The following is a 13,626-nucleotide window of genomic DNA, read 5'->3' as shown; positions in this document are numbered from 1 at the left end:
GTGGCCGTTCAAATAAAAACGCCACGGGGCCGAATACACCCGTGGCCATGTCAGTATAAATCGCCGCGAACGAGCAGCCAGTGAATCGATCACAACGCAACGATAGCGAACTACCGCCGTTTTATGTCAAATCATCGATGCTGCCGAGAATCGCGCGAGGAATGTGTTGGTCACCAAGCGCACTTAGAGCGAGCGCTCACCTGCCACAGTGAGAAGCTCAAGATTGTACGCTGCAAATGTCATCGTCGCTCCTTTCATATAATCTTCCGATCTGCGGCAAGTCTACCATAGCCGGGCGGGGCTGGCAAACCGCCAAAAGGCCGAGAAACAAACGCGCCCCGCCGAGGATGGCGAGGCGCGCTGCAATGCGGGTGTGTGCGGGCTATTGCTTGGGGTAGCCCTTATCCTTCAGGAAGGCATCGACCTGCGTGCAGACGGCGGGCACCGCTTCGTCGGCAGTTTGCTCGCCGGCCCACACTTTCTGCAAGCCCGAGTCGATGATCGAGCCGCCCAGCTCGTCCCAGTCGGGGAAGTAGCCAAAGCGGCCAACCTTGGCGTTTTCGGCCTCGGTCAGGAAGGCCTGGCGATTGGCCGGCGGGTTGTTGCTCTTCAGGAAAGCATCTGACTGCGCCACGGTCTTGAGCGCGGGGAAGATCTCGCCCGACTGCGTGTAGAGCTTCTCGCCGCCGTCGGCGCTTTGCAGCCACGAGAGGAAAGTCCACGCGGCGTCTTTGTTGTCGCTCTTGGCGCTCATCACCCAGGCTGCGCCACCGGCGCTGGCGGCGCGCTGGCCGTTCACCGGGATCGGCACTGGCGCGACATCATACTTCAGGCCGGCGGCATTGAAGGCCGAAACGCGGCTGGAGTTCTGGATGATCATGGCCGCCTGGCCGCTCTGGAACACGGCTGCGTCGCCGCCGGCCTGGCTCAGGTCGGCATCGCGCATGGCCAGCTTGTCGTTCATCAGGCCGGCGAAGAACTTGATCGCGTCAAGCGCGGCCGGCTCGGTGAGCGTGCACTTCGAAGGGTTGCGCATGTCGTCGAGCATGCCGGCTTTGTTCTGGTTCAGCCACAGCGACCACTTGCCGCCTTCCATGGCCAGGCCATACTGCTTCACGCGGCCATTCGCCTCAACCACGCTCAGCTTCTGCAGCGCGGCCTTCAGGTCGTCCCAGGTCCACTTGTCGGTTGGGTAGGCCACGCCAGCCTTGTCGAGCAGGTCTTTGTTGTAGTACAGCGCCTCGACGCCAATATCGCGCGGGAAGCCGTAGATTTTGTTCTGGTAGGAAGCCGACTCCAGCAGCGCCGGCCAGTAGTCGCCGGTGTTGTAGTTGCTCTTCTGGATGTAGGGCGTCAGGTCTTCGAGCACGCCGGTGGCGGCATAGCTGGGCGTGGGCCACAGGAACAGCACGTCGGGAATCTGGCTGGAATCGCCACTGGCCCACAGCGTCTTCAGCTTGGTGAAATAATCGTCCCACGGCTGGTGCCAGATCTCGATCTTGATGTCGGGGTGGGTCTTCATAAACTCAGCCGCAACTTTTTCGTGGCTGGCTTTTTCTTCGGGGCTGCCCCAGAAGCCCCAGGTGACGGTGACCTGCTGGCCGCTGGCTGCCGTCGCCGCAGTGGGCTGCTCGGCGCTTGCTGCTGCGGTGGGCTGCTCGCCGGCAGCCGGCGCGCTGGTGGCGCTGCCCGAGGGTGTCGCGCCGCCGCCACCACATGCCGCCAGCAGGAGCATGGCGATCAATAGGAGCGCGGCGAGCTTGGGAGATCTGAGCCTGTGCATGAACTACCTCCTCTGAACAGAACACTTCCTATGACGACCATCGGCGCGGCGGTTGCGCGGCGCCGTGGATCAATAGGCTGGGGAAGGGCTAGATCGGCCCGCCGCCCGCGCGCTCGATCATGTCGTTCACCTCGTTGGCGATCGCCGCCGCCGGCTTGGCGGCCAGCAGATCGTCGAACAAGGGCAGCGTGCCGGTGCGCAGCGCCGATTCGGCGTACAAAAACATCGAGGCCGACCAGGCTTGCTGGGAATAGCCCATGGGGTGGCCGCTATTGCCGTGCATCCACTCGTTAAACTCCCAGTCGGCGGTGATGCCCTGCTGGTTGGCCTGCGCCAGCCGCACGAGCAATTCTTCGGCATGGCTGGCCCATTTGTGGCGCACCAGCGCCGCCACATGAAAGCCGCCGATCATTGGCCAGATGCCGCCGTTATGGTACTGGTGCGGCAGGTTCAGGTTGCGGCTGCGGTAATATTCGCGCCAGTTGCTTTCGCCAGGGTAGATCGGCGGGTGAATGGCTTTGGTCGGGTAGGGCTCGTGCATGCCAACCTGGCGCATAAAGCGCAAAATATGCTCGGCGCGGTGCCAGTCGGCCACGCCAGTGAGGATGGCCAGCACATTGCCCAGGCTGTCGCACCAGTCGCCATATTCGCGGAATGCCACCCAGGGCAGGTAATAGGGCCGGCTCGAGATCGTGCCAATGTTGTGATACAGCATGTACCACTCCAGGCGGAAGGATTTCAGCCGTTCGAGCTGCGTGGCGAAATGCTCGGCCACCCAGCAGCGGTCGATCCACAGCAGCAGGTTCAGGCGCTCGTGAATGCCGGCTGCGCCGACTGCGAGCTTATGGGTGGCAATCTGCGTGGGCGCGAGCGCAGCAGCCATCTGCTCGTGCGCCAGCGCCGCGCCATAGTAAAGAACATTATCGTACAGCGTGTTGTAGCGCACCGCCAGCAGGTCCATCCAGTCGCCAGCCTCGGGCACTTCGATCAGCCCGCATTCGTTCATGTCCTGGTATTCCAGCCACAGCAGCGCCCGGTCGATGCTCGGCCAGTGGCGCTGGAGAAAGGCGAGATCGCGGCTGGTTTGGAAATGCAGGTAGTGGCCCAGGATGTACCACAGGTTCGAGTCGGTTGCGCCGGCATTTTCGGTGCTCACGTAGCCAGTGTCGGGGTTGACATTCAGCTGGATCAGGCCGCGCGCCGACTGGTGCGCCGCCATGGTATCGAGCGCGGCGCGGGCTGTGGCAAGCATTTGCGCGTCGCCGGTGGCCAGCGCGCCCAGAAAGACTACGCCATTGTCGCGCGCCCAGATCTGCGGGTAGCCAGCTGCCAGCCCCGAAGCACGAAAGCCGTGGGTTGTGACGCAGCGGCCAAGCACCTCATGGGCGCGCTGGCGGGTTTCGTCGATGAGCTGTGATGCACTGGTCATTGAGAATCTCGCGATACCTGCATGCGCAGGCCAGGTGGCGGTTCGTGGCGATCGTGATGATGGGCGGTGCTGCGCAGGATGTTATAGCAGGTGGGGGTGCGCTTGTCAAACTGGCGTGGCCTCGCAGGCCAGAAAGGTCAGGCCAAACAAAGCGCCTTCGCCATCGCGTGGCTCGAACCAGATCGAGCCGCCATGCAGCTCAACCAGCAGCCGCGCCAGGTGCAGGCCCAGGCCGGTGCCACTGCTCGCCACTGCCGCGGCCGGTGTGCGGAAAAACGCATCAAAGAGGTAGGGTTGGTCGGCGGCTTGCACGCCAGCGCCGCTGTTTTGCACCGTCAGCACAACCAGTGCGTCGTCGTGGCACTCCAGACGCACCGTGATTTTCCCGTTAGGCGGCGTGTACTTACAGGCGTTACTGATGATCTGGTCGATAATCTGAGGCGCGCGCACTTCATCGCAGAGCACCAGTGGCAGATCGCCAACGATCAGTTCAAGCTGTTGCTTTTTGCGTGCGAGCTGCTCGTGGTAGCCCACATAGACCATTTCCACCAGCGTTAGCAAGTCGGTCGGGTGCAGCACCAGCTCAACCAGCCCCATTTCGATCTGCGCAAGGTCGAGCAGGTTCGAGGTGACATTGCGCAGGCGCAGAACATTTTCCAGCATCACCTCAAGCGTGGCGCGCTGCTCGAGCGCAAGTGGCCCGCATTCCTCGTCGAGCAGCAGCTCAAGGTAGCCAAGCAGCGGGGTGAGCGGGTTGCGCAGCTCGTGCGCGGCAACCTTCACAAAATTCGTTTTGGCCTGGTCGGCGCGGCGCAGCTCGTCGGAAACGGTTTGCAGCGCGGTGTGGCGCTGGTTTAGCTGGCTGCTCAGGTAGTGAAGTTCTGCGTCGTGCTCGGCCGATTGGATGTGCAAGCGGCACTGCTCGGTGACATCGGCCAGTTGCACCAGCAGCTGTGCTGCTTCAGCAGGCGCCTGGTAGCGGCTGACAGACAGCGAGAAAAATGCAGTGCCGCCATCATCGTGCGGGCGGGCCAGCAAGGGAAGTTTAAGCTGCGGGAGGGTGCCGGCAAGTACCGCTTCAAGCTGGCTTGCTTTCTCGGCAAGCTCGGGGAAGACGCTGAGCAGCGGTAAACCTGCCGCAAGCTGGCGCATCGCCGGTGCTGCAAGCGTGGCAGCGCCATGCACCGTGGCAATCCCGAGGCTGGCCTCAGCGAGCATATACGCAAGGCGCTGCGTCTGCAAAATCGTATCGACAATTGCGTGGTCCATACGAGCCTCACTGTTGCTGGCCGCCATCGGCAGCCATTTGTGCCAGCTGGACAAACAGCGCATGCACGCCATCGCCAGTTTTCGCGCTCACAATGCCGAACGGCAAGCCCAGCTGCCCGGCGCAGTCGGCAAGGTCTGCGCGCGCTACTTGTTGCCCGGGAATATCGCTTTTGGTGGCGGCGATAATCGCCTGCGCGCCCGCCTCCACGCTGCGCAGCAAGGCCAGCAGCGGCGGCAGGGTTTGAAGCGACACAGGATCATTCAGGGCGCATACCAGCACTGCGCCATCGGCACCGCGTACATAACTTTTATACTGAGCAGGCGCAATCGCACCAGCTGCATCCCAAATCAGCAAAACAAGATCAGCGATACCGTGGCGCGTGGGTGCACCGAGCCGTTTTCGAAGAACACGAACGCCACTGGTGCGCCGGTATGCCTCCTCAAACTGGCCGTGCACAAACCGGCGCGCCAGCGAGGTCTTCCCAGAAAGTTCACCACCGAGTAAACAAATCTTTTTGTTGATTGCCATGGTTGTGCAAAAGTACCGAAAACTATTTATTTCTTAACAAAAAAATAATAATGCAGTAAAAATATCTGCGCACAAATAGCGGCAAACGACTGACAAGCCAACCTGGGCCAGAAACACATACACGCTCTCGGAACCCGGTTAGTATACAACAACATCGGCGGTTTTGCTAGCGAATGCGTAATATATACAAGCGAAAATATGAACACACAAAATTTCTGCACAGTAGAGCCGTAAATTCCAGCAGCTATGAATACTTACCCTCTCATAAAAGTACGAACTGTCTGTATGATTGCAAATTTCGCCAGTACATCACTATGTATATATAAACATTCGATCATTTACATATAAAAGTATAATCTGACCGGCCGGGGTTGGCGCGAAACGCCCGCGCAAATGCGCCAGGCAAAACCTCTGCTGCATCAGCGCATGTGGTAGAATAGCGCGAGATTCTCCAGCCACTTCGTTCCGCCGCGTCGAGCACATTCCCAGGGGCAGGCACCATGGCGAGCTTCACCACTAATCAGCAACGCGATAGCGTCACCATCACGACCTCGGATTTGATGGTCGCGTTCTCGCGGGAAGATGGCGGGCTGCGCGAATTGCGGCGCACCGGCGGGGCAAACATCATTGGATTTGGCGCGCCCGCCCCAACGGTCGATGTCGAGCTGAGCGATCGGGGCTGGCTGGCTGGCCAGAGTTTTGTGCGCTACCTGCGCCACAGCACCCACGAAGGCGAAGGCGCTGAGCTGACGATTACCATCGGCATTGGCCCGCTGATTGTGCGCGACAGCTACCGCATCACCGGCACGCTGCTGGCCCGCCGCGTGACGCTGTGCAATGCTGGCGAAGATGCCCTGCACCTGCGCGGCGTGCGGCTGCTGCTGCCCTGGGCCTGTGTCGGCGCGCTCGATTCGTGCCGTTTCGATGCGCCCGGCAACCGCGCCCGCCCGCACGCCCCGCTGGCGATGGTTGCGCAAAGTGGGCCGAATGCGCCAGCTGCCCCGCAGTTCGAGCGCGCCCCCACCGAAGGCCCAGGCGTGCTGATGCTGCACGACCCAGCCAGCGAAGAAACGCTGGCATGCTGGTATTTCAGCTCGGTTGGCACCGCCACTCCGCAGGTGCATGGCAATGGCCGCGCCCTGACGCTGTGCCATGAAGTCGAGCTGGACGAAGTGCTCCAGGCCGATGAGTGCACTGTGGCAGGCACGCAATGGCTGCTGCTGCTGCGCGAGCCCTGGCCCGCAGCCCTGAGCGCTGTGCGCCGCACCTGGGCCCTGTGCGGCCTGCAGCCGCTTGAGCAGCCGGCCGCCTGGCTGCGCGACGCAGCGATCTACGAAACGCACCCGGCGCTGTGGGGTGGTTTCAGTGGCTTACGCGCCCAGCTGCCCCGACTGTGCGCGCTGGGGCTGAATACCCTGTGCCTTTTGCCAGTCTGGGATTTTGCAAACCTCAGCGGTGGCCTCTGGGATGGCAACTGGGGAGGTTCCGGCGACCTGTACGCTCTGCGCGATCTCCAGCAGACCGACCCGACACTTGGGCCACCAGGCGAGCTGCGCGCGCTGGCCGATGCTGCGCACGATCTTGGGATGCGCGTGCTGCTCGATCTGCCACTGGAAGGCTGCGCCACCGACGCGCCACTGGTCGAGCACCACCCTGAATGGTTTTGCTACGACAGTGCCGGCCAGGTCGCCCGGCTTGGCCAGCATGCGGGCATTGCCCCGTTCGATTGGGATCAGGCTGGGCTGCGCGCCTCGATGCTCGAATGGGCGCTTGCGCAGCTGCAATCGTATGCGCTCGATGGCTTCCGCATCCTGATGCCGCGCGTCGTCACGCCGCCACACCCTGGCGCGCGCCCGGCGCTGCCAAACTTGCGCATGGGCGCGCTTGACCTGATCGAGCAACTGCGGCGTGGCATGCTGGCCCTGCGCAGCGATGCCGTGCTGGTTGGCGCGCTGGCCGGCCCACTCTACGAATCGCTGCACGATGGCGCGATGCACGAAGTTGCGCACCACATGTTTATTCAGCTTGGGCTCGGCCAGATATCGCCCATGGAGCTTGGCGCGTGGCTGGAAGATGCCGCGCTGGCCTTGCCGCGCAGCGCCACGCCGATCTGCTTCACCGAATACTATCGCACGCGCCTGGTCAGCCCGCTGGCCGATGGCCTGCGCGGCTCGCGCCTGAGCCGCATGCTGCTGGCGGGGATGGTGCTGTGTGGGTTTACGCCGCTGATCGGTCACGATCAGGATAGCGTCGATGGCGCGTTTATTGGCAACCTGCTGCGGGCGCGGGCCGATTTCGCCGCGCTGCGCCAGGCCAGCGCCGTCTATAACGCACTGCCCTGCTCCAGCCCGCAGGTGTTTGCCGTGTGGCGCAGCGCCGAGCACGAACACCTGATTGGCGTGCTGAATGTTGGGCCGCACAAGCATACTGTGGTGCTGAGCCTGCCAGTCGATCGGCTGGCGCTGGCCGAAGGCGAGTACGAGCTGTACGAGCTGTTTTCGCGGCGAACCTGGGCCGAGGCCGGCCAGCAGGTCTGGGCGCGCGACGATCTGCTGGCGCTGCAAATGACGCTCGAGCCATTCACCGCCTACTGCCTGGCGGTGCGTGCCGCGCCAGCCACCACCCCCACCGATGAGCCGCTGGGCGCGCTTTCGCTGGCGGCGTACTCCGCGCGCGCTGCCGCCGTTGCCGGCAAGTAGGCGCGCCACCCGCCCTTGACGCTGCCAGAGCCGTAGGGTATAGTTAGCGCAGAAGCGAGGGTTTTTCCCCCCAGAGTGAGAGAAACGAGGGATATTCTTATGCCACTTGTTGGCGCGCCAGGCGGCCACGGCGAGCGCATCAGCCCGGCGGTTGAGGATTACCTGAAAGCGATCTACACCCTGGGCCGCACCAACCCGCAGGTCAGCACATCGCTGCTGGCCGATCATCTGGGGTTCAAGCCGGCCTCGGTCACGGGCATGCTGAAAACCATGGCCGATCTGCAACTGGTGAGCTACACGCCCTACCGCGGCGTCGAGCTTTCGCCAAGCGGCGAGCGGCTGGCGCTGGAGGTGGTGCGCCACCATCGCCTGATCGAGCTGTTTCTGGTGCAGACGCTTGGCTTCAGCTGGGATGAGGTGCACGAAGAAGCCGAACGCCTTGAGCACCACATCAGCGAAAAGCTCGAGGCGCGTATTGCTGCCCACCTGGGCGAGCCAATCGCCGACCCGCACGGCGACCCGATACCCACCCGCGAAGGCACGATGCCCACCAACCAGGCCGCCAGCCTGGCCGACATGGCCATTGGCGAGCACGGCTGCATCACCCGCGTGCGCGACCAGCACCCCGAGCGCCTGCGCTACCTGGCCGACCTTGGAATGGTGCCGGGCGCGCAGCTCGAAGTGCTGGCCAGCGCGCCGTTCGATGGCCCGCTGACCGTGCGCATCGGCGCTGCCTCGCACGCGATCGACCGCCGGCTGGCCCGCGAGATCTACATCACGCGCGCGGCCAGCTAGCGCTACCCCAGAAACGACAAGGCCGTCGCATACGGCTGAAAGCCCACCCGCTCGTACACCCGGCCAGCCTTCGCGTCGGCGGCACTAAGGAACACAGCAGCAGCGCCATGCGCAAATGCTTCCTGCGCAGCGTGCGCTGTGAGCGCGGCCGCCACCCCCTGCCGCCGAAACTCGGGCAGTGTCGCAATGCCCACCAGCTCGGTCAGGCCATCGAGCGGGGCGGTATACATGCCTGCGCCGGCGGCCTGCCCGCCCAGGTAGGCCGTGAACATGCGCCCATTCCCCAGCCGGTAGCGAAAATCGTCGGCTTCGGCCAGGCCAACTGGCGTGGCGTTGGGGTTGAATCCCAGCTCGTTCACATTCATATTTTCGCGCAACGCCTCGGCCGGCGCGTGCTGATCGATCGTTGCCACGCGCAGATCGGCGCGGGCGGGCGGCGGCGCAAGCGTGGCTGGCGTGCACAGCATCAGCTGCAAGCGCGATTCTTCGGTGAAGCCGCTGGCTTCGAGCGCGGCAGGCAGGTCGGGCGCATACTCGGCAATAAACTCAAAGCGCGGCTTGCGGCCATGCGCCGCGAACACAGCGCGCAGCGCGGCCAGCGGTTTGGCCAGATCGCCCCCGCATGGATGGTTAGGTGCTGCATAGTTATAATACGTTTCGGGGCTATTTTTCGAAAAGAACAGCGTAAACGGATCGATCTCCACTACTTCGCGCAGTGGAGCCGCCGCGCGCCGCAAATAGTCTTGCAATGCTGCAATCGAGAGCATAAACACTCACTTTCATAAAGATGTGATATTATAGCCTACGCAACAGGTTCGGGCAATCAAATACGCCCGCTCGATCTCGCCCGTTGTGCGCGTGTCGTATCCATCACCTTGATCGGTACCTTTAAGGCAATTCGCATGGCCCCGCGATAGCATCGCCCAATCGAGGCGAACTGCCTGCTCATTCTGGTCGATTCTGCTCCGTGCCGCTTGCCAAGTACAGGAACATCATGCCATCACGCCGCCAATTCCTGCGTCTTGCCCTTCCAACGCTGGCAGTCTGCGCCGCCGAGCGCCTGCCTGCGCGCGCCCAGGATTCCGCGCCACCGCAGGTGTATATTCCAATCGCGCAGGGCAATGCCGCGCCACCGCCCGAGCCACCGCCACTCAGACACAGCGATGCGCCGATCGTTGGCGCGGCCAGCGGCACCCCCGAGCAGGCCAGCGCATGGTTCGGCGCGCGCTGCTCGGCTGGCTATACCGCCTACGACGTTGAGACGATTGTGGCACGCTATCGCGATTTAGGTGATTGGGCGGGCATGGATTGGTTTCTGGCGCTGGCGCAGATGGGCCACGAAACCGGCCACATGAGTTCGTGGTGGTCGCAGCGCCCGCGCCGCAACCCGGCTGGCATCGGCGTGACCGGGCGCACCGCCTACAGCAGCAGCGACAGCCCGCCCGGCGCAAACTGGGTGTGGGATGAGAGTGTGCAGCTGTGGCGCGAAGGCGTCAGCTTCCCCACCTGGGACGACCACGGCATTCCCGCGCACCTTGGGCGGCTGCTGGCCTACGCCCTCACCGACGATGCCGCCAGCGACGCCCAGCGCCAGCTGATCGACTACGCGCTGGGTATTCGCCCGCTGCCGGCCAGCTATCGCGGCAGCGCGCCAACGATCTGCGGGCTGAATGGGCGCTGGGCCGTCCCCGGCGATGGCTATGGCGAGCGGATTGTTGAACTTGCGCTGACCATGCGGGGCGAATAATTTCTTGTAACACAAAGGCGGCTGCGAGCATTTCGCCCGCAGCCGCCTCGGTGTTGGTGCAGAAGAAGTTACTCGTCGCCTTCCAGCCGCACACGATCGTCGAAGCCTGTTGCAATCGCGTCCACACCGGTTACCTCGGCAGCAATATAGGCAGCCAGGTATGGCGGAATTCGCCCATTCTCCAGCCCTTCTTCGATGATTGCGAGCAGATCTTCGGTGGTCATGCCAGGTCCTCCTGATGTATGTAAATTGAGAGGTCGCAGAATTACAGCAGCTCGACGGCTAGTGCCACCGCCTCGCCACCACCCAGACAGAGTGATGCCAGCCCGCGCTGGCCGCCGCGCCGCCGCAGCGCATTCAGAAGCGTCACCAGCACGCGCGCGCCGCTAGCCCCGATTGGGTGGCCCAGCGCAATTGCGCCGCCGTGCACATTCAGCCGGTCCCAGTCGATGCCAAGCTCGCGGCCATTGGCAACCACCTGGGCGGCAAATGCCTCGTTGATCTCAAACAGGTCGTAGCTGTCGAGCGTAGTGTTGGTGCGCTCCATCAGGCGGCGCACGGCAAACACTGGCGCGGTGAACAGCTCCAGCGGCTTAACGGCAGCCTGCGCCGCGCCGAGAATGCGCGCCAGTGGCGTCAGCCCAAGCTCGCGCGCGGCAGCCCCGCTCGTTACCACCAGCGCGGCCGCGCCGTCGGTGATGCCGGGCGCGTTGCCGGCCGTCACGCTGCCATCGCTGGCGAAGGCGGGCCGCAGCCCGGCCAGCACCTTCGCGTCGGTATCGCGGCGCGGCGGCTCGTCGGCGCGGATGGTCGTGGTTTTGCCGCGCCCGGCCATAACCTCGACCGGCGCAATTTCGTCGGCGAACATGCCCGCATCCTGCGCAGCAATGGCGCGGGCGTGCGACTCGGCGGCAAAGGCATCCTGCGCGGCGCGGCTCACGTCGAAGGTGCGCGCAATCCACTCGGCCGACTGGCCCATGTGATGGTGCTCGAAGGCGCACCACAGGCCGTCATTCACGACTGCGTCGACCAGCTCGCCATTGCCGAGGCGGTAGCCGGCGCGGGCCTGGGGCAGCAGGTAGGGCGCGCGCGTCATATTTTCCATGCCGCCAGCCACAATTGCGCGCGCCTCGCCGCTGCGGATCAGCGCGCCCGCCAGCATTACGGCCTTCAAGCCGCTGCCGCACACTTTATTGATCGTCAGCGCGCCAACACTCGCGGGCAGGCCGCCAGCGATTGCGGCCTGGCGCGCAGGCGCCTGGCCCAGCCCCGCGCCAACAACATTGCCCAGAATGCACTCGTCGATCAGCGCCGGGTCGATGCCCGCGCGCGCCACGGCCGCCTGCACGGCAGCGCCGCCCAGGGCTGTAGCGCTGGTGCCGGCATAGGCACCCTGGAACTTGCCAATCGGTGTGCGCGCCGCGCCCACGATCACAATATCTTGATCGTTCATATCTATTCACCAAAAACCAGAAACAACGCTCTGAAGGCGTATCGTTTTCTTCCTGGGCACAAAAAATCCCGCCGTGCGGGCACGCGGGTCAGCAGCGAGGCGGACACAGCGGCGTGCTCGTCTTGCGGTCAAGGCTTGCGCATCATAGCAGAAAAAGAGGATTCGGGCAAATTGGGGGTGTGACGTAACTGTTCACTGTTGGGGTAAAGAACATTCGGTCGAAGAGGTTGCGCCTTGGCTCAACAGCTTGACGCATTCCTCAAACGGGTTGCACTTGCGTGCCTGCCAGGTCTCGAACAGACTTGCCAAGCCCAGCCGAGTCTTGGTTCCCTGCTGGCTGCGCGAGCCGCCGCTGATCTTGCGCATGACAACCAGCGGCCGGATGCTGCGTTCGGCCAGATTGTTATCCGCACTCAAGCCATCGATCAGCACAAACTGGAACAACTCTTCCTCGTGCCGCAGCAACCGTTTCGCCAGCGCCTGGCAGGCATGCTTTTTGACCCGCGCATAGGCGAACCCGAGTGCGTGCGCCCGTGCCGTCAGTTGCACGTACTGCTGCTCGCGCTGCTCGCGTATCGGCTGCTCGTGCTCACGCAGCCAGCTTTGGGCATCGTCGTAGAGCGCTCGTACCTGCTGCGCCCACTGCAGTACCCCCGCATCGTCGGCGTGCTGCTGCTTCAGCTCCCGCAGCGCGCGCAGCAGATGAACCCAGCAGCGCTGATGCTTGCCGGCATAGATGTTGTAGCCGCAGTAGAAATCGCTCACCAGGTGGCCCTCAAACTGACCAGCCAGCATGCGTTTCACAACGGCCTGTCCACGTGAGTGGTCGTAGTCGTAGTAGCGCACAGCTTGCTCGCCTGGGGTTGAAAACGCCCAGATGTAGCCGTTCATTCCATCCTCGCGCCACGACGTTTCGTCGCCGTGCAGGATCGGACTGGCACGCGCCTGTGCCTTGAGCGCCTCGAGCTCGGCTTGCAACCTCTGCCGCAACTGATGGAGTAATTCCACGATTTCGCCTGTGCTGAGCAGCAATTGATGAACGCTGTGCAGATACGCCTGGATGCGGCGGATGGGCAAGCGCAGCGTGGTACGCAAGTAGCCGAGCAGGCTGATGATGCGCACGCCGATACGCCCTTGCCCCAGCACCTGACCACTCAGATCGAGCTTGGGGCTGTGCCAGCGCTGGCAGTGCGGACAGAAGCGTTTGATTACCCGATGTTCGACGACCTCGACCGGCTGCGGTTGAGGCAGTTCAATCACCTCACGCGAATAATCGAGGCTATCGCCTTGTAAGCGGTAGAGGCAGTCGGGACAGCGCTCAAGCGCATGCTCGACCGAGCGGGTCGGGGTCATTCGCTTGCGGTTGTGATTGTGCTGAGGTGCTCGCTTCTTGCGCGGCGATTTTGGCGAGGCTGGTTTGGGTCGATTAGGTTTGACGAAGGGTGGTGGCTCGTCGTGGTGCTGTTCCAGTTCGGCAATCCGAGCCAGAGCAGCCGCTAAGGCCTGCTCTAGCTCGCCGACGCGAGCGTGCAAATCGCTATTGACTGCGCGCAGGCGCTCAACTTCGTCTTCAAGCGTCATGCAGCCGAGTATAGCATAAGCTTAGGATAACTGTGAACAGTTACGGTGTGACGGAAAGTTCTGCACACAGCTTGTTTGACGCACTGCCCGGCCGTAAACGACCGGTCTGATCGTACAAAGCCTCTGCGAGGCTGGCGAGCAGCAGCCCTGCAAAGGCTTGGTGGCTTCAGCCCAACCGTTCACGGTCGGGTGAGCTGGTGAATGGAGCGTGGCGGCTTGTTTCCAGCGGCTTCAGCCCGCCCTGCAGAAATATCCGTCACACCCGCAAATTGGCTGGAGTGTACAAATTACTCAGTGGCAGAAAGGGCAAGCAAGGCATAATGCACCTGCGCACTACGCAC

11 protein-coding genes are annotated in these 13,626 nt (G+C 63.1%); 3 read left to right on the top strand and 8 right to left on the bottom strand.

The genetic code is table 11. The features are described from left to right. Positions 1-382: 382 nt before the first annotated feature. From M1P90_RS07820 to M1P90_RS07805, 4 genes are all read right to left on the bottom strand, one after another. The gene (locus M1P90_RS07820; protein WP_483702049.1) at positions 383-1,783 is read right to left on the bottom strand and encodes an ABC transporter substrate-binding protein; all 1,401 of its coding nucleotides are present in this window, start codon (positions 1,781-1,783) and stop codon (positions 383-385) included. Positions 1,784-1,871: 88 nt separating this feature from the next. Continuing rightward, on the bottom strand, positions 1,872-3,212 hold the full coding sequence (locus M1P90_RS07815; protein WP_483702048.1) for an amylo-alpha-1,6-glucosidase: 1,341 nt from the start codon (positions 3,210-3,212) through the stop codon (positions 1,872-1,874). Positions 3,213-3,317: 105 nt separating this feature from the next. Continuing rightward, entirely contained in the window at positions 3,318-4,481 is a 1,164-nt protein-coding gene (locus M1P90_RS07810) for a sensor histidine kinase (protein WP_483702047.1), read from the bottom strand. 7 nt (positions 4,482-4,488) lie between these two features. Then, a complete protein-coding gene (locus M1P90_RS07805; RefSeq protein ID WP_483702046.1) occupies positions 4,489-5,010 on the bottom strand; it encodes a Rab family GTPase in 522 nt (173 codons plus the stop codon). 500 nt (positions 5,011-5,510) lie between these two features. Here M1P90_RS07805 and M1P90_RS07800 point away from each other — a divergent pair, with 500 nt between their 5' ends. Then, positions 5,511-7,709, top strand: a complete 2,199-nt coding sequence (locus M1P90_RS07800) for an alpha-amylase family protein (protein ID WP_483702045.1) — start codon at positions 5,511-5,513, stop codon at positions 7,707-7,709. Positions 7,710-7,808: 99 nt separating this feature from the next. After that, the gene (locus M1P90_RS07795) at positions 7,809-8,504 is read left to right on the top strand and encodes a metal-dependent transcriptional regulator (protein WP_483702044.1); all 696 of its coding nucleotides are present in this window, start codon (positions 7,809-7,811) and stop codon (positions 8,502-8,504) included. A gap of 2 nt (positions 8,505-8,506) precedes the next feature. On the opposite strand, the gene M1P90_RS07790 is transcribed toward M1P90_RS07795, so the two are convergent. Continuing rightward, positions 8,507-9,271, bottom strand: coding sequence for a GNAT family N-acetyltransferase (locus tag M1P90_RS07790; protein WP_483702043.1), 765 nt, complete (start codon positions 9,269-9,271; stop codon positions 8,507-8,509). Between the two features lie 227 nt (positions 9,272-9,498). On the opposite strand from M1P90_RS07790, the gene M1P90_RS07785 reads away from it, so the two are divergent. Next, positions 9,499-10,251 (top strand): glucosaminidase domain-containing protein, encoded by a 753-nt coding sequence (locus tag M1P90_RS07785; RefSeq protein WP_483702042.1) that lies wholly within the window; start codon positions 9,499-9,501, stop codon positions 10,249-10,251. A gap of 68 nt (positions 10,252-10,319) precedes the next feature. Here the strand turns inward: M1P90_RS07785 and M1P90_RS07780 are convergent, their stop codons facing one another. The 3 genes from M1P90_RS07780 to tnpC all read right to left on the bottom strand — a co-directional run bounded on the left by M1P90_RS07780 (position 10,320) and on the right by tnpC (position 13,285). Then, a complete protein-coding gene (locus M1P90_RS07780) occupies positions 10,320-10,475 on the bottom strand; it encodes a hypothetical protein (RefSeq protein WP_483702041.1) in 156 nt (51 codons plus the stop codon). Between the two features lie 41 nt (positions 10,476-10,516). Then, positions 10,517-11,704 carry a thiolase family protein gene (locus M1P90_RS07775; protein WP_483702040.1) on the bottom strand — a complete coding sequence of 396 codons (1,188 nt, stop codon included), beginning with the start codon at positions 11,702-11,704 and terminating at the stop codon, positions 10,517-10,519. A 192-nt stretch (positions 11,705-11,896) separates the two neighbouring features. Then, the gene (tnpC, locus tag M1P90_RS07770) at positions 11,897-13,285 is read right to left on the bottom strand and encodes an IS66 family transposase (protein ID WP_409569855.1); all 1,389 of its coding nucleotides are present in this window, start codon (positions 13,283-13,285) and stop codon (positions 11,897-11,899) included. Positions 13,286-13,626: the final 341 nt, after the last annotated feature.

The sequence above is a fragment of the Kouleothrix sp. 19917 genome (assembly GCF_057073505.1).
The sequence above is the reverse complement of the archived record's forward strand: the minus strand, read 5'-3'. Positions and strand labels throughout refer to the sequence as shown.